The following is a 15,335-nucleotide window of genomic DNA, read 5'->3' on the forward strand; positions in this document are numbered from 1 at the left end:
AAACGCGCACTTCACGGAGCGGTTCCGCGCGTTCAGCCTCTATTGTGATTTGGGGATTGTCACAAGCGTGTCATGAACCGCTAATGAATGCGATATTCACTCAGCTGCGGCACGGCGCAGACCTGCGGCCTGTGTGATGAAGGCGCGAAGGGCAGCGGGCTTGACCGGCTTGTGCTGAAGGCCGAGACCGTATTTCTCCGCTTCCGCCCGCACTTCCGGGGTTCTGTCGGCGGTAATCACCAGGCCGGGCAGGGGCGAGCCTGTGAGAGAGCGAGCAGCCAGAATGGCGTCGATCCCGCTTCCCTCGTCGAGGTGATAATCGGCAATCACAATATCGGGAACCGTATCGCCGGTGCTCAGCAGCGCCGACAGCTGATCGACGGAGCTGGCAGTCGAAACGCTGCATCCCCAGCCGGAAAGAAGAAGCTTCATGCCCTCGAGGATCGAGGTTTCGTTATCGATGCACAGCACGCGCAGGCCGGACAGGGGCTGCGGATTTGCACGGCTGTTTCCGCCCTGTGATGCAGGGGAGGCTGCACTTTTCTCACGCGGCAGGCGCACCCGGAAAATGGTGCCGCGACCGGGCGTCGAGGTGAGTTCCACGGGATGCGCCAGCACGCGCGATATGCGGTCGACGATGGACAGGCCAAGGCCAAGGCCCGCCGCCGTGCGTGCGCCCTCATCGAGGCGGGTGAACTCCTTGAACACGGATTTGAACTTGGAAGAGGGGATGCCGATGCCGGAATCGAGCACCTCGATCACCACATCCTTGCCACGACGGCGCGCGCCGACCAGAACCTTGCCGCTGATCGTGTATTTGATCGCGTTGGAGACAAGGTTCTGCACCAGTCGCCGGAGCAGATTTGCGTCCGTGCGGACATAAAGGGACGTGGGCAGAACCTTGAATTTCAGGTTCTTCTCCCGCGCAATCGGGGCAAAATCCGTTTCGATGCGCTGGAACAGTTCGCCCAGAGGAACCGTGCTGAGCCGCGGCTTCATGGCCCCGGTATCCAGACGGGAAATATCCAGCACGGCACCCAGAATGCTTTCCACTGATTCCAGCGCGGAATCGATATTGCGCACAAGCTGGCTATCGTCCGATTCGCCCAGACGCTCCACCAGCGAGGATGAGTAGAGGCGCGCCGCGTTCAACGGCTGCAGGATGTCATGACCGGCAGCGGCGAAAAAGCGCGTCTTGCCCAGATTGGCTTCATCCGCTGCCGCGCGGGCTTCAGCCAGGGCACGGTTAACCCGCGTCAGCTCGGATGTGCGCTCCTCCACCCGCTGTTCCAGCGTTTCATTGGCTTGCCGCAAGGCTTCCGCCGCCGCCATGCGCTCGGTCATATCGGTGAAGGTGGCGACGATCCCCTGATCCGGCATGGCATTGGAGCGGATTTCGATCACCCGTTCCCCATTGCGCAGCACGAGTGAGAAGGGTGTATCGAAGGTCTTGATCCGCGCCATCATATTGGCCGCGTCGTCCTCGGAAATAGTGCCTCGCTCGGCCAGCAGATCGATGATGTCCCGCAAGGGATAGCCCACCTGCCCAACCTGTTCGGGCAGGTCCAGAAGATTGCGGAAGCGCCGGTTCCAGATGGCCAGCCGATCCGAACTATCGAAGACTGCGACACCCTGGTCCATCTGCGAGAGCGCCGTTTGCAGAATGTCCTGGTTGTAGAGAAGCGCCTCGCTGGCCTGATCGAGAAGCCATGCGGTATCGGCACTGGCATCCTCCACCTTTTGCAGAATGAGCGAAAGGACAAGCCGTGCGGAGGATGAGCCGATGGCGCTGCCCAGCAATTGTTCCGAAAAATGGATCAGCGCCATATCTGCGGCCGCATCGTCGGCCAGCGGCCGTCCGGTGGTGCTTTCGTAATTGGCAAAGGAGCGGCGCATGCGTTCCTCGCCGAGGTAGCGGGCAATGGCAGCCTTGAGATCGCCAACGCTCACCCGTGTCTTCCAGCCGCGCGTTGCAAATTGCGAGCGGGACTGCCGTTTCACGAAAATGCCCGCCTGGATTCGCTCCACCGGCCGTGGATTGCGCGACAGGGAACCCAGAAAGAAACCGGCGCAGTTGAGAATCAGGCTGAGGAGAACGCCGTTGACCAGGGGATCGGCATTGGGTCCGGAAAAAATGCCAGTGCCGGGCAGAAGGAAATCGAGAATGGTGGAGGCCAGCGCGGAATTGTCCGGTCCGCCAAGGCTTGGAAGAAACAGAAGATAGGCCCATACGACAAGGCCGAGCAGCATGCCTGCAATGGCACCGCGCGCATTTGCCCGTCTCCACAGCAGGCCACCCAGCATGGAAGGCGCAATCTGGGCCGTTGCGGCAAAGGCCAGAAGGCCGATGGACGCCAATCCGGTTTCACTGTCACCCGCACGGTAATAGGCATAGCCGAGCAGGAGCACGGCAAAGATTGCGGTTCGGCGGATGCGCAGGAGATTCTTGACGAAGGAGGCGCGGTCGTCCCGCAAGGTCATCGATTTGCGGCGCAGGAAAATCGGCATCACGATGTCGTTCGAGATCATGATGGAAAGCGCGACCGACTCGACAATCACCATGGCGGTTGCAGCAGAAAAGCCACCGATGAAACTGATCAGGGATATGATCGGCAAGCTTTGGCTGAGCGGCAATTGCAGGACATAGAGATCCATATTGCCGCCGCCGGAAAAGGCGATCAGCCCGCCCATGGCCACCGGCAGCACGAAGATGTTGATGGCAATGAGATAAAGCGGAAAGAGCCAGGCCGCACGCCTGAGTTCGCCAGCAGTGCGGTTTTCTACCACCATGACGTGGAACTGTCGTGGAAGCATCAAAATGGCGAAGGCGGAAAGCCCGATCAACAGAAGCCAGCGCGAGACCGGCGTTTCGTAACTGAGCGCCGAGTGAACCAGCTCATTGGCAGAAGCCCTTTGCCACAGATCCATCGGGCCGTCGAAAATGACATAAAGAACCGTCAGGCCAACCGTGAGGAAAGCGATGAGCTTGACCAGCGATTCCATGGCAACGGCCAGCGTCAGGCCATCCTGGTGCTCTGTCGCATCCGCGTGGCGCGTGCCGAACATGACGGCAAAGACGGCCATCAGCAGTGTGACGATGAGGGCCAGATCGATGAAATAGAGATTGCCGTTGCCGATCCCGTAGGCCGACGGATCCACCACCGCAGAGACCGAGCTGGAGACGGCACGCAGTTGCAGGGCGATGTAGGGAATGGCGCCGATCAGGGAAATGATGGACACCAGCAGCGCCACGCCGGAATTTTTCCCGTATCGCGCGGCAATGAAATCCGCAACCGAGGTGAGTTTCTCCGCCTTTGCCAGCTCCACGATCCGGCGAATAAGCGGCATCAGCAACAGGAATACCAGGATGGGACCGATATAGATGCCGGTAAATTCCAGTCCTTTGTGGGCGGCAAGGCCCACGCCGCCGAAATAGGTCCAGGAGGTGCAGTAGACCCCGAGGCTGAGCGCATAGACCGCGGGCCGGCCAATTTTCGGCACGCCAAACTTCCTTGCCCTGCGGTCGCCATAGCTGGCGACGGCAAAGAGCAGCAGAATGTAGCCGCAAGCGGACAGCAGTATCATCCAGCCGGGCAGCATCGAACCTCCGCTTCAGGCATGCGCCGATCGCATTTCAGCGGCGATACTAGGACAATTCGGCTCCCTTGGAAATTGAGGGTGCTCTCGTCAAAAAGTACAATAGAGATTAAATTCGACGTGCCTTTCCATCTTTCCAAGCGGCAGGCGGGCGGTATATTGCGAAAAACTTAAATTTTTAGGATGCGCGGGGAAAGGTTTCGCCATGTCGATGATCAGTGAGTTTCGGTCGTTCATAGCCAAAGGCAACGTGGTTGACCTTGCGGTAGGTATCATTATCGGCGGCGCCTTTACCGGCATCGTCAACTCGCTGGTCAATGATGTTGTTATGCCCTTTGTCGGCGTTATCGTTGGCGGCATCGATTTCTCGAATTACTTCCTGCCGCTCACTTCAGCCGTGACGGCAGATACTCTGGAAGCGGCCAGAGCGCAGGGTGCGGTGTTTGCCTATGGCAAGTTCATTACGGTGATCATCAATTTCCTGATTCTCGCATGGATCATCTTTCTGATGGTCAAGGGCGTGAACCGTATTCGCGCCATGGAGGAAAAGAAGCCGGCGGAAGCCTCTCCCGCTCCGCCGCCAGCCGATGTGCAGCTTCTGACGGAAATTCGCGATCTTCTGAAAACGCGCGCCTGATCGCTTTTCCATCACCATAATCGATTCCGATCTCACTGAAAGGAATGGGTTTTCCGTGTGTAATTGCGGTATGAGGAATTTCCACTGGAGATGCCCTTATGACGATCATGGAAAGCCTCAGCGCACGCGCGCTCGCCGCGCCGCAAAGCGGTATTGTTGAACTGGTGAACTATGCCCGAGGCCGTGAGGGGCTGATTCCGTTGTGGGCTGGCGAGGGGGATCTTCCCTCTCCAGCCTTCATCAATGACGCTACCAAGGCTTCTCTCGATGCGGGTGAGACCTTCTACACCTGGCAGCGCGGCCTGCCGGAACTGCGTCAGGCGCTGTCGAACTATTACCGCCGTCATTTCGGCGTCAGCCTTTCCGCCGAGCATTTCTTCGCCACCAGTTCCGGCATGCATGCCATCAATCTGTGTGTGCAGGCACTGACCTCTGCAGGTGACGAAATCGTCTATCTCACGCCGAGCTGGCCGAATATCGTGGCGGCCGTTGGCGTGGCCGGGGCAAAGCCGGTGGCGGTGCCGGTCGACTTTGTCGATGGCGGCTGGTCGCTCGATACGGGTAAGCTGGAAGCGGCAATCACAGCCCGCACCAAGGCGCTCTTCATCAACACGCCTTCCAATCCGACTGGCTGGACGGCGACGCGTGAGGATCTGAGCAACATTCTGGCTCTCGCCCGAAAGCATGGTCTGTGGATCATCGCCGACGAAATTTACGCGCTCTACTTCTACGATGGTGAGCGGGCTCCCTCCTTTCTGGACGTGCAGCAAGAGGGCGACCGGATCATCTATGCCAATTCCTTCTCCAAGAACTGGTCGATGACCGGCTGGCGCGTGGGCTGGATCGTCGCACCGCCGGAGATCGGCCAGGTGCTGGAAAACCTAATCCAGTATTCAAGCTCTGGCCTGACACCCTTCATGCAGCGCGGTGCGATTGCAGCACTGGAGCAGGGGGATGAGTTTGTGCGCGCCAATTTCGAGCGGGCAAAGACCTCCCGCAATATTCTCTGCGACACGCTGATTGCCACCAACCGCGTGCAGACCCTGAAGCCGAGCGGCGCCATCTACGCCTTCCTTCGCATAGACGGGATCGACGATCCAAGGCGCGCTGCCTTCGACATCGTTGACAAGACGCTTGTTGGACTGGCACCCGGAACAGCATTTGGACCGGGCGGCGAAAGCTTCCTCAGAGCCTGTTTCCTGCGCGATCCTGCCCAGATTTCGGACGCGGCGTCCCGACTGGCGGACTACATTTCCAGGCTTTGATAAACTTGGATATTCGTGCCGATACGAGCTTATTCGCTAAAATTGCGCGGAAAATTGAAAACCTTCATTTTCCATAGTGATTACAATAGTTTGCTCTAATGCGTCCCGGTAAGATCTCCTGAAGCCCGTCGTGGTTGGATGTTCCAATCAAGACTGGCAGGGAGCATCGGACATGACGGTTCTGGTGACGGGTGGAGCAGGGTACATCGGCAGCCACATGGTGTGGGCGTTGCTGGATGCGGGGGAGGATGTCGTTGTGCTCGACAGGCTCTCCACCGGATTTCGTTGGGCGGTGCCCGATGAGGCACGGTTCTACCTTGGCGATGTGGGTGATCGCGAGCTTCTGAGGCGGATTTTCGCGGAAAACAGCATTGATGCCGTATTGCACTTCGCGGGCTCCATTGTCGTGCCGCAATCGGTCCTGCATCCGCTGGAATATTACGAAAACAATACGTCCAAAACCGGCGTCCTCGCCTCGGCGGCGATCGAGGCGGGTATCGAGAATTTCGTCTTCTCGTCCACCGCAGCGGTATACGGCGATAACGTGGGCGAGGGACTGGTTCGCGAATCAGACCCTACCTATCCGAAGAACCCTTACGGCCAGTCCAAGCTGATGTCGGAAATGATGCTGCGCGATGCGGCCAATGCGCATCCGTTCCGCTATGTCGTGCTGCGCTATTTCAACGTTGCCGGAGCCGATCCACAGGGTCGGACGGGCCTCTCGACACAGGGAGCGACCCACCTTATCAAACTGGCCTGCGAGGCGGCACTCGGAAGGCGGGAGGCGCTCGATGTCTATGGAACGGACTATCCGACCGTGGACGGCACAGGCGTTCGCGATTACATCCATGTCAGCGATCTGGTGGCCGCGCACCTGAATGCACTTGCCTATCTGCGCCGTGGCGGCGGCTCCATGATCGCCAATTGCGGCTATGGCGCCGGCTATTCGGTGCTGCAGGTCGTCGAGTCCGTCAAGCGCGTGCATGGCCAGGATTTCCGCGTTCGCTTCTGTCCGCGCAGACCGGGGGATACGGCAGCCGTTGTGGCGGATTCCTCACGCGCCCGCGAGATTCTGGGTTGGCGGCCGCGACACGCAAACCTCGACCACATCATTGCCACGGCGCTCGATTGGGAGGAGACGCTTCAGGCCAGACGCCAGGGCGATCTCACGACGATTCACCGTAGACTTGCTGCGAGTTTCTAAAGCATGTCGCGCAAAAGTGTGTAGCGGTTTTGCGGCCACGACATGCGCGAGAACAAGAGCATCACCCGTAACGACAGAAGGCGCCGTTTTATACGGCGCCTTCTGCTTGAGAAAAGGAAACGGGCTGCCTGATCAGGCCACCATGCCCCAGTCGTCGCTGCCGGTCTCGAACATGCGCTCCAGGTTCAGGAAGCAGATCATTCCGCTGTCATGGGCGATCAGACCATCGGAGAAGGCACCGCTGGAGCCTGCCGCCGTCGGCACTGGCTGGAGACGGCTTGAGGGGATCGTCATGATGTCAGACACGCGATCGACCAGCAGACCAACCGTCATGCCCTTGATATCAGCAACGACGATGGCGCTGCGTTCGTTGACTTCCGTGTTGTGCATGCCAAGCTTCACGGCCAGATCGACAATCGGGATCACCGTGCCACGCAGGTTCATCACGCCGATCACGTCATAGGGTGCGTGCGGCAGCGGGGTGACCGGAGCCCAGCCGCGAATTTCGCGAATGGACGTGGTGCGAACGCAAAACTCCTGCGAATGCAGTCGGAACGCAATGATTTCCAGAACTTCTTCGCCGCTCATCTGTATCGCGTCCATCAAAACCCCCAGCAATTGGTTTCATAAGTGAGTTGTCGAGCCTCGAATTCGCGTCTGCATCCTTGCCCCTATGGGCCCGGCCAGGTTTTGGCCGTGGGCTGTTTGGGGCGAATGCCAGCGAATCACTCCAATATTTCACGAATATTGCTGAAGAAGATTTCCGCTTTCCTAATGACGGGCACGCAGAACCAGTAATTTTTGGCAAATACAACGATAAGGGGAGATTGAAGGAAAATCTTTGGAAATGGTGCTGCGAAAGAGGATTGAACTCTCGACCTCTCCCTTACCAAGGGAGTGCTCTACCACTGAGCTACCGCAGCATCCTGTTGGCGGGGCTTGCCTCGCCGGAACGAGGGGCCTATTGCCATAGCTTGTTCACGAGTGCAAGCCGCAAACTCTACAAAATTGTCAAAACCGTCAGAAGCCGGCGACCGTTTCGGTTTCGAACGGCTTGCAGTAGGGTGAGTTCATGACTGAAGACGACGAATCGATGAATGCGAAGCCTGTGCGCTCGCAGCCAACGGAAACGGAGCTGCGCAAGGCGCGTGCTGCCCAGAAACTGCGCGAAAATCTGGCACGCCGAAAACAGCAGGCACGTGCAAGGCGGGCGGGGGAGGCGGATGTTGGCGAAGGATTGCCTGCCGCAAAATCGGACGATTCGGACGCATGATGCAAAGCAAAGGCCGCACATTCCGGTAAGCGAATTGAAGCTTTGGGCGATTTCGTCTAAGGGACGCGATAAGTCTGGGGCTTGTGGGGGACTTTGCCGCCGATTGGCGCTTATGCGAAAAACGGCGAGCGTAACGAACAAGAGTGTGGCGGCGGCAGCGGATCCTGGAAAGGCCGGTATGTTCGCCTGTAACAGGAAAGGCGGGCCTTGAAGGCTCGTTGATAGTGAATGGATCGCATCCGAATTTCTGGCGGCAACAAGCTGCACGGCATCATTCCGATTTCAGGCGCAAAAAACGCCGCTCTCCCATTGATGATTGCCTCGCTTCTGACCAGTGACACGCTGACACTCGAAAACGTGCCGCATCTGGCCGATGTCGAAGGGCTTATGCGTATCCTCGGCAATCACGGCGTGGATATTGCCGTCAACGGTCGTCGCGAACGCCAGGAAGACGGTTACTCCCGCACGATCCATTTCACCTGCCGCACCATTGCCGACACGACCGCCCCTTACGAGCTGGTTTCCAAGATGCGCGCCAGTTTCTGGGTCATCGGGCCTCTGGTTGCCCGCGAAGGCCGTGCACGGGTTTCGCTGCCGGGCGGCTGCGCCATCGGCACGCGTCCGGTCGATCTCTTCCTGGAGGGATTGCAGGCGCTTGGGGCGCAGATCGAAATCGACGGCGGTTATGTGAACGCAACGGCGCCCGCGGGCGGCCTGGTCGGCGCGAAATACACCTTCCCCAAGGTTTCCGTCGGGGCGACGCATGTGATGGTGATGGCCGCCACGCTTGCCAAGGGCACGACCATTATTGAAAACGCGGCGCGTGAGCCGGAAGTTGTCGATCTTGCCAATTGCCTCAATGCCATGGGGGCGAAAATCTCCGGCGCAGGCAGCAAGACGATCACCATCGAAGGTGTGACCAGCCTTTCCGGCGCGCGCCATCGCGTTCTGCCGGATCGAATCGAGACCGGCACCTATGCCATGGCGGTTGCCATGACCGGCGGCGATGTGACACTGGAAGGAACCGACATGGCCCTTCTGGACACTGCACTGGAAACGCTGCGTCAGGCAGGCGCCGAGATTACGGCAACGGAAAGCGGCATCCGTGTCGTGCGCAATGGCAACGGCATTCATCCCGTCGATATCGTGACCGAGCCCTTCCCGGGCTTCCCGACCGATCTCCAGGCACAGTTCATGGCGCTGATGACGCGCTCTTCCGGCGTTTCGCATATCACCGAAACCATTTTCGAAAATCGTTTCATGCATGTGCAGGAACTCGCCCGCCTTGGTGCCCGGATTTCGCTATCCGGCCAGATGGCCCGCGTGGAAGGCGTTCAGCGCCTCAAAGGTGCGCCGGTAATGGCGACCGACCTTCGCGCCTCCGTCTCATTGGTTATCGCCGGGCTTGCTGCCGAGGGTGAGACCATCGTCAACCGCGTCTATCACCTCGACCGCGGTTTCGAGCGTCTGGAAGAAAAACTCACCCGCTGCGGTGCCGTGGTGGAACGGGTCAGCGAATAAGGTTTGGCGGCACATCGTCCGGCGGTTGTTTCCCGCCGGCCGACATCCTATCTCCTGAGCCTGGGAAGCGGCTGCAAGGCAGCTTGGCAAGGATCGAAGATGGTAGAGATGACAGACCTGAAACTGCTTGCACTGGACGAAGAAGATCTTCAGATCATTTCGGCCCATATGCAGGATAGCGTGTTCAAGGCGGCAGACCTGGAGTGGTGGCCAAAGCGCAGCCAGTTCTGCCTTGTGGTCAACCGTTTTGTCTGGGAAAAGGCAAATCGTGCGACCGAAGGCTATGAGCGTCGTCGCGCCGCGCTGACGTTCAAGCGGGTCAGCGCCGTGCGTACGCTCGGCGTCAGCCGGCAGGATGAGAATGCGGTTTATGCCCTGCTGGCCATTCGGTTCAGCAAGAAGGGCGATGGGCCGGACGGGGTGATCGAGTTGACCTTGGCGGGCGGCTCTGCGATCAGCCTGGATGTGGAATGTATAGAGGCGCAGCTGGCCGATACCGGCGGTGTCTGGGGAACCGAAAACAGGCCAAGCCACGAGGCATAAGCGCTGCCGGGCTGGCCCTTCCTTTCGGTTCAAGAATGAAGAGGGACGAGACGGTGGCAATCTGGCTGGAACAGGCTTCGGGCGATTTCGAGACACGTTTTGCGGAATTCCTGACGACAAAGCGGGAAGTTTCGGAAGATGTGAACGCAATCGTGCGCGCCATTGTGGACGATGTGCGCACCCGCGGCGATGCGGCGCTTGTGGAATATTCCCAACGTTTCGACCGGGTTGATCTTCACGAGGTCGGGCTTCGCGTTACCGATGCGGAGATCGATGCTGCCTTCGGGCAGGTGGATGAGACCGTGATCGAGGCCCTGAAGCTGGCTGCGGAGCGCATTGAACGGCACCATGCCCGCCAGATGCCGAAAGACGATATCTACGAGGACGCCCTGGGCGTCGGGCTCGGCTCGCGCTGGACGGCAATCGAGGCCGTGGGCCTGTATGTTCCGGGCGGCACGGCAAGCTATCCCAGCTCCGTTCTGATGAACGCCGTGCCGGCGCGCGTGGCGGGTGTTGAGCGCGTCGTCATGGTTTGCCCGGCAACCGGCGGCAACATCAACCCGGCTGTGCTGGTGGCGGCAAGAATTGCCGGTGTCTCGGAAATCTATCGCGTCGGTGGCGCGCAGGCCGTTGCTGCGCTCGCCTATGGCACTGAGACCATTGCACCGGTCTACAAGATCGTCGGCCCCGGCAATGCCTATGTCGCCGCAGCCAAGCGGCAGGTGTTTGGAACGGTCGGCATCGATATGATCGCCGGTCCTTCCGAAGTGCTGGTCATTGCCGATGCGGAGAATGATCCGGATTGGCTGGCAGCGGATCTTCTGGCGCAGGCGGAACACGATGCAGGCGCTCAGGCCATTCTTCTGACCGACGACCGCAGCCTTGGCGAAGCGGTCGAGAAGGCCGTGGAGCGGCAGTTGAAGACGCTTTCCCGCTCTGAAACGGCCGCAGAAAGCTGGCGCGATTTCGGTGCAATCATCTTGGTCGATGATCTGAAGGCTGGCCTGCCGCTGGCAAACCGCATTGCCGCGGAACATCTGGAACTGGCGGTGGCCGATCCAGACCAGCTTCTTCCCGGCATTCGCAATGCGGGAGCAATTTTCATCGGGCGGCACACGCCTGAGGTAATCGGCGATTATGTTGGCGGCTCGAACCATGTTCTGCCCACCGCACGGTCTGCGCGCTTTTCTTCCGGTCTCTCGGTACTGGATTTCGTCAAGCGCACGTCCATTCTGCGGCTCGGCCCGGATCAGCTGCGAGCGCTTGGGCCTGCGGCCATTACGCTTGCCAATTCCGAAGGGCTGGATGCCCATGCGCGCTCCGTCTCCATTCGGTTGAACCAGGGGTGAGGCCACATGGCTGATGGCGATTTCCGGCTGTTCGACGTGGTGCTGGACGACAGCATCGGCCGCTCGACGCCGGATGTCGAGCATGAGCGGGCTGTCGCCATTTTCGATCTGATCGAGGAAAACCGCTTTGTGCCCGTGGGCCATGCGGGCGGACCCTACCGGCTGCTGCTGTCTCTGATCGACGCCAAGCTCGTCTTCACGATCACGACCGAGGCCGGGGAAGCGGTTGCAACGCATATCCTGTCCCTGACGCCGCTTCGCCGGATCATCAAGGACTACTTCATGATTTGCGAAAGCTATTATGAGGCTATCCGCTCTTCCACGCCCTCACAGATCGAAGCGATCGATATGGGCCGGCGCGGCATTCACAACGATGGCTCCGAGACATTGCGGGAGCGACTGAAAGGCAAGATCGAGATCGACTTCGACACGGCACGCAGGCTCTTCACGCTGGTCTGCGTTTTGTATTGGCGCGGTTAGAATGACGAGCGCGTCCGCCTCCGAAGCCAAATCGACACGGCCGGGCGCCGTATTGTTCATGTGCGGCATGAACGCCATTCGCTCGCCTATGGCAGAAGCCATTGCAAAACGGCTGTTGCCAACCGATATCTATGTCCGCTCCGCCGGTGTCAAAGCAGGCGAGCCAGATCCCTTCGTCGACGTGGTTCTCCAGGAAATCGGGCTTTCCGTGCCGAAGCATCCGCCGCAAACGCTGGATGAGCTGGAGGATGATTTCTTCGATGTCATCGTCACGCTTTCGCCGGAAGCGCATCATCGGGCACTGGAACTTACCCGGTCCCAGGCGATAGAGGTCGAATACTGGCCGATGCTGGATCCCACTGTGGAGACGGGCAGCCGCGAACGCATTCTCGACGCCTACAGGGGCGTGCGGGATGAGTTGTGGGAGAAGATTCGGACGCGCTTTGCGCAGCCGCATGTCCAGCCGCAACAGACGATTTGACAACAAGCCGAACCCTCATTCAGAGGAGTGTGAGATTCGCTCGTTGAATAGGTTCACAAACGAGCGGGGAACGTGTAGTTTCCGCGCAATTTTCAAGGCTGCAGCCTCCTTGCGGCCTCATACCGACCAAACACAGGAAGAAAAGCTCTCGATGGCGAAAGAAGAAGTTCTGGAATTCCCGGGCATTGTGACCGAATTGCTGCCCAATGCGACATTCCGGGTGAAGCTCGAAAATGAACACGAAATCATTGCCCATACGGCTGGCCGCATGCGCAAGAACCGTATCCGCGTTCTGGCAGGCGACAAGGTGCTGGTGGAAATGACCCCCTATGACCTGACCAAGGGCCGCATCACCTACCGCTTCAAGTAAGCGGACCTATCTCGCAGCAACCCTGAGGATCCCCATGGCTCTGGACCAAAAGCTCATTCTCGCCTCGGGTTCGCCGAGGCGCCTTGATCTTCTTAACCAGATGGGGATCAAACCGGCGCGCCTGATGCCGATGGACATCGACGAGTCGCCGAAAAAATCCGAGCATCCGCGTTCGCTTGCCCGCCGTCTTTCGCTGGAAAAGGCGGAAGCAGCCTTTGCCGCCGTGAAGGACGATCTGTCCTGGCGGCACAGCTATATCCTGTCTGCCGACACGGTCGTGGCGGTTGGACGGCGCATTCTGTCCAAGACTGAATATATGGATGAGGCTTCCAGCGCGCTTCACCTTTTGTCCGGTCGCGGCCATTGGGTCTATACCGGCATTTGCCTCGTTACGCCGGGCGGCCAGTTCCGCCAGAAGGTGGTGGAAACGAAAGTTCGCTTCAAGCGCCTTGCCACCAAGGAAATCGATGCCTATCTGGCTTCCGATCAATGGCGGGGCAAGGCGGGTGCCTATGCCATTCAGGGGATTGCCGGCAGCTTCGTGCAGAAGCTGGTGGGTTCCTATACCAATGTCGTGGGCCTTCCGCTGTATGAAACGGCGCTTTTGCTGAACGGCGAAGGCTTCGAAGTGGCCAACCTCTGGCCGGAGAGCTGACATGACTGACAAGACCATTTCCAGCGCAAAGGTGGAGCCTCTGCGCAAGGCGAGGCCGTGCCCGGAATGCGGCAAGCCTTCCGTGCGCGAAAACTATCCCTTTTGCAGTGACCGCTGCCGCACACTGGATCTTTCGCGCTGGCTGAATGGCTCTTATGCCATTCCTGTGGCTGACGATGAGCGCAAGGCAGACGACGAGGATAATTACTGAGAGCCACCTGCAGGGCAAGCAGAGCGCAAACCCCATGGGGATCAAAGACTTGAAGGGGCGAGACAGAGGTTTTTCACAAGCCTGTCAAAAAAGTTGCCAAAGCCGCTTGCCATGTCCGAACAAGATGTTATAACCCCGCTCGCTCCCGGGGGAAACGCCCCGGCGGTCTTCGAAAGAGGCCGAAAGGCTTCGCAGAAGCCAAGATGCCCGGATAGCTCAGTTGGTAGAGCAGCGGATTGAAAATCCGCGTGTCGGTGGTTCAAATCCGCCTCCGGGCACCATTTATTTTGCTTCAAACATATCACATGTTCACGGCCTGGATGTTGTCAGACCTGCTCTCGCCTGCGTCAGCATGAGCTTGAGGGCATTGTCTGGAGAAGTTCTGGCCAACCCATTCAGGTGGAGCTATTTTTCCCTGATCGGCAGTTTTCGCCTCCGGTCATGCTGCTTGGGAGCATGGAATTGACAGGAGGCAGAGCTTTACCCCAGCCATTCGGCAATACCACGCGCTGCGGCGCGGCCTGTGGCGAAACAGGCGGTGAGGAGATAGCCGCCTGTCGGTGCTTCCCAGTCGATCATCTCGCCTGCCGCGAAGAGACCGGGAAGGGCTCTCAGCATATAGGCGTCATCCAGCGCATCCCAGCGAATGCCACCAGCCGTGGAAATGGCCTCCGCGATCGGACGCGGGCGCTCCAGCGGCACTGTCAGGTTCTTGATGAGCGCTGCGGTCCCTTCCGGGGTATGAAGCGCGTCAGCGCCGCTCACTTCGCGCAACAGGGCAATCTTCACGGGTGAGAGCCCGATCTTGCGCAGCCGGTTGGATAAGCTTTGGCTTTTCGATTGTTTTTGCAGGGCGGAGCGAATCTGAGCTTCGGTTCGACCGGGAGAAAGATCAAGCCGGAGATGGGCTTTGCCCGTGCGGAGCCATTCCTCTCGCAATGCCTCCGCATGCGCGTAGATCAGGCTTCCCTCCACTCCATGCCCGGTGATGACGAATTCGCCCTGTGATGGTCCAGCCGCAGAGAGGATCGAGACGGATTTGACCGGCGCTCCTGCATAGCGTTCCTTGAAGACGGGACTCCAGGCCGCATCGAAGCCGCAATTGGCCGGAAGAAGTGGCGCCTGTGGCACGCCCAGCTGCTCCAGCAGCGGCACCCAGGCGCCGTCGGAACCAAGCCTGGGCCAGCTTGCGCCGCCCAGGGCAAGCAGAATTGCCTTTGCCCTGATGAGCTTCGGCCCTTCCGGCGTTTCGAACTCAGCGCATCCGGGTTTGATGCCCGTCATGCGATGCCGGGGGAGAAAGCCAACGTGCGCCTCTTCAAGCCGCTTGAGCCAGGCGCGCAGCAGCGGCGATGCCTTCATGACTGTGGGAAAGACGCGTCCCGACGTTCCGACAAAGGTTTCCGTGCCAAGCGCGGCCGCCCAATCGCGCACATGCTGCGGCTGGAAGGCATCGAGCGCATGGGCAAGGCGTGGGCTGGCACTGCCGAAGCGGGTTCGAAACAGCGTGTACTCTTCGGAGTGGGTAATGTTGAGACCGGATTTGCCCGCCAGCAGGAACTTGCGGCCAAAGGTGGGCATGGCATCGCACACGGTGACGGAAAAACCGGAACGGCTCAGCTCTTCCGCCGCCATAAGGCCGGCAGGCCCCCCGCCGATGATGAGAACGTCCACCGTCAGTTCAGGCAGTGCCATGCGCGACCTTTGCTCATTTCAGGATGGCGCAAAACCGGGTTTGCGCCATGTGGT

15 protein-coding genes and 2 tRNA genes are annotated in these 15,335 nt (G+C 59.4%); 13 read left to right on the forward strand and 4 right to left on the reverse strand.

Annotated features, from left to right (window positions below; all coding sequences use genetic code 11):
* Positions 1–96: 96 nt before the first annotated feature.
* Positions 97–3,600: a PAS domain-containing hybrid sensor histidine kinase/response regulator gene (locus ACFSE1_RS07565; protein WP_377398745.1), complete on the reverse strand. Its 3,504-nt coding sequence runs from the start codon at positions 3,598–3,600 to the stop codon at positions 97–99.
* Between the two features lie 208 nt (positions 3,601–3,808).
* Here ACFSE1_RS07565 and mscL point away from each other — a divergent pair, with 208 nt between their 5' ends.
* The 3 genes from mscL to galE all read left to right on the forward strand — a co-directional run bounded on the left by mscL (position 3,809) and on the right by galE (position 6,703).
* Complete coding sequence (gene mscL / locus ACFSE1_RS07570) at positions 3,809–4,234, forward strand: large conductance mechanosensitive channel protein MscL (protein WP_377398824.1); 426 nt, start codon at positions 3,809–3,811, stop codon at positions 4,232–4,234.
* A 98-nt stretch (positions 4,235–4,332) separates the two neighbouring features.
* Positions 4,333–5,499: a pyridoxal phosphate-dependent aminotransferase gene (locus ACFSE1_RS07575; protein ID WP_377398748.1), complete on the forward strand. Its 1,167-nt coding sequence runs from the start codon at positions 4,333–4,335 to the stop codon at positions 5,497–5,499.
* A gap of 172 nt (positions 5,500–5,671) precedes the next feature.
* The gene (gene galE, locus ACFSE1_RS07580) at positions 5,672–6,703 is read left to right on the forward strand and encodes a UDP-glucose 4-epimerase GalE (protein ID WP_377398751.1); all 1,032 of its coding nucleotides are present in this window, start codon (positions 5,672–5,674) and stop codon (positions 6,701–6,703) included.
* Positions 6,704–6,835: 132 nt separating this feature from the next.
* Here the strand turns inward: galE and ACFSE1_RS07585 are convergent, their stop codons facing one another.
* Positions 6,836–7,306 (reverse strand): chemotaxis protein CheW, encoded by a 471-nt coding sequence (locus ACFSE1_RS07585; protein WP_377398754.1) that lies wholly within the window; start codon positions 7,304–7,306, stop codon positions 6,836–6,838.
* 245 nt (positions 7,307–7,551) lie between these two features.
* Positions 7,552–7,626: transfer RNA gene (locus ACFSE1_RS07590), tRNA-Thr, on the reverse strand.
* A 170-nt stretch (positions 7,627–7,796) separates the two neighbouring features.
* On the opposite strand from ACFSE1_RS07590, the gene ACFSE1_RS07595 reads away from it, so the two are divergent.
* The 10 genes from ACFSE1_RS07595 to ACFSE1_RS07640 all read left to right on the forward strand — a co-directional run bounded on the left by ACFSE1_RS07595 (position 7,797) and on the right by ACFSE1_RS07640 (position 13,867).
* Positions 7,797–7,976 (forward strand): hypothetical protein, encoded by a 180-nt coding sequence (locus tag ACFSE1_RS07595; RefSeq protein WP_377398827.1) that lies wholly within the window; start codon positions 7,797–7,799, stop codon positions 7,974–7,976.
* Positions 7,977–8,204: 228 nt separating this feature from the next.
* Positions 8,205–9,497 carry a UDP-N-acetylglucosamine 1-carboxyvinyltransferase gene (gene murA, locus ACFSE1_RS07600; RefSeq protein ID WP_377398757.1) on the forward strand — a complete coding sequence of 431 codons (1,293 nt, stop codon included), beginning with the start codon at positions 8,205–8,207 and terminating at the stop codon, positions 9,495–9,497.
* Positions 9,498–9,605: 108 nt separating this feature from the next.
* Entirely contained in the window at positions 9,606–10,040 is a 435-nt protein-coding gene (locus ACFSE1_RS07605) for a DUF2948 family protein (RefSeq protein ID WP_377398830.1), read from the forward strand.
* A gap of 53 nt (positions 10,041–10,093) precedes the next feature.
* Positions 10,094–11,389, forward strand: a complete 1,296-nt coding sequence (gene hisD, locus ACFSE1_RS07610; RefSeq protein WP_377398833.1) for a histidinol dehydrogenase — start codon at positions 10,094–10,096, stop codon at positions 11,387–11,389.
* A 6-nt stretch (positions 11,390–11,395) separates the two neighbouring features.
* On the forward strand, positions 11,396–11,869 hold the full coding sequence (locus ACFSE1_RS07615; protein ID WP_377398760.1) for a UPF0262 family protein: 474 nt from the start codon (positions 11,396–11,398) through the stop codon (positions 11,867–11,869).
* A 1-nt stretch (position 11,870) separates the two neighbouring features.
* A complete protein-coding gene (locus tag ACFSE1_RS07620; protein WP_377398762.1) occupies positions 11,871–12,350 on the forward strand; it encodes an arsenate-mycothiol transferase ArsC in 480 nt (159 codons plus the stop codon).
* Positions 12,351–12,501: 151 nt separating this feature from the next.
* Positions 12,502–12,720, forward strand: a complete 219-nt coding sequence (gene infA / locus ACFSE1_RS07625; RefSeq protein ID WP_007759621.1) for a translation initiation factor IF-1 — start codon at positions 12,502–12,504, stop codon at positions 12,718–12,720.
* Between the two features lie 34 nt (positions 12,721–12,754).
* Complete coding sequence (locus ACFSE1_RS07630; protein ID WP_377398765.1) at positions 12,755–13,375, forward strand: Maf-like protein; 621 nt, start codon at positions 12,755–12,757, stop codon at positions 13,373–13,375.
* Position 13,376: 1 nt separating this feature from the next.
* Positions 13,377–13,586, forward strand: a complete 210-nt coding sequence (yacG, locus tag ACFSE1_RS07635; protein ID WP_377398768.1) for a DNA gyrase inhibitor YacG — start codon at positions 13,377–13,379, stop codon at positions 13,584–13,586.
* Positions 13,587–13,791: 205 nt separating this feature from the next.
* A tRNA-Phe gene (locus ACFSE1_RS07640) sits at positions 13,792–13,867 on the forward strand.
* A gap of 199 nt (positions 13,868–14,066) precedes the next feature.
* Here ACFSE1_RS07640 and ACFSE1_RS07645 read toward each other — a convergent pair.
* Positions 14,067–15,281, reverse strand: coding sequence for a TIGR03862 family flavoprotein (locus tag ACFSE1_RS07645; protein ID WP_377398771.1), 1,215 nt, complete (start codon positions 15,279–15,281; stop codon positions 14,067–14,069).
* Between the last annotated feature and the right edge of the window lie 54 nt (positions 15,282–15,335).

The organism is Affinirhizobium helianthi (genome assembly GCF_042680945.1).
Lineage (GTDB): Bacteria > Pseudomonadota > Alphaproteobacteria > Rhizobiales > Rhizobiaceae > Neorhizobium > Neorhizobium helianthi.

Bases quoted from the DNA above. Each gene is read 5' to 3' on its own strand.
- ACFSE1_RS07565 (WP_377398745.1), bottom strand. From the start codon at position 3,600: ATGCTGCCCGGCTGGATGATACTGCTGTCCGCTTGCGGCTACATTCTG.
- mscL (WP_377398824.1), top strand. From the start codon at position 3,809: ATGATCAGTGAGTTTCGGTCGTTCATAGCCAAAGGCAACGTGGTTGAC.
- ACFSE1_RS07575 (WP_377398748.1), top strand. From the start codon at position 4,333: ATGACGATCATGGAAAGCCTCAGCGCACGCGCGCTCGCCGCGCCGCAA.
- galE (WP_377398751.1), top strand. From the start codon at position 5,672: ATGACGGTTCTGGTGACGGGTGGAGCAGGGTACATCGGCAGCCACATG.
- ACFSE1_RS07585 (WP_377398754.1), bottom strand. From the start codon at position 7,306: ATGGACGCGATACAGATGAGCGGCGAAGAAGTTCTGGAAATCATTGCG.
- ACFSE1_RS07595 (WP_377398827.1), top strand. From the start codon at position 7,797: ATGAATGCGAAGCCTGTGCGCTCGCAGCCAACGGAAACGGAGCTGCGC.
- murA (WP_377398757.1), top strand. From the start codon at position 8,205: ATGGATCGCATCCGAATTTCTGGCGGCAACAAGCTGCACGGCATCATT.
- ACFSE1_RS07605 (WP_377398830.1), top strand. From the start codon at position 9,606: ATGACAGACCTGAAACTGCTTGCACTGGACGAAGAAGATCTTCAGATC.
- ACFSE1_RS07615 (WP_377398760.1), top strand. From the start codon at position 11,396: ATGGCTGATGGCGATTTCCGGCTGTTCGACGTGGTGCTGGACGACAGC.
- ACFSE1_RS07620 (WP_377398762.1), top strand. From the start codon at position 11,871: ATGACGAGCGCGTCCGCCTCCGAAGCCAAATCGACACGGCCGGGCGCC.
- infA (WP_007759621.1), top strand. From the start codon at position 12,502: ATGGCGAAAGAAGAAGTTCTGGAATTCCCGGGCATTGTGACCGAATTG.
- ACFSE1_RS07630 (WP_377398765.1), top strand. From the start codon at position 12,755: ATGGCTCTGGACCAAAAGCTCATTCTCGCCTCGGGTTCGCCGAGGCGC.
- yacG (WP_377398768.1), top strand. From the start codon at position 13,377: ATGACTGACAAGACCATTTCCAGCGCAAAGGTGGAGCCTCTGCGCAAG.
- ACFSE1_RS07645 (WP_377398771.1), bottom strand. From the start codon at position 15,281: ATGGCACTGCCTGAACTGACGGTGGACGTTCTCATCATCGGCGGGGGG.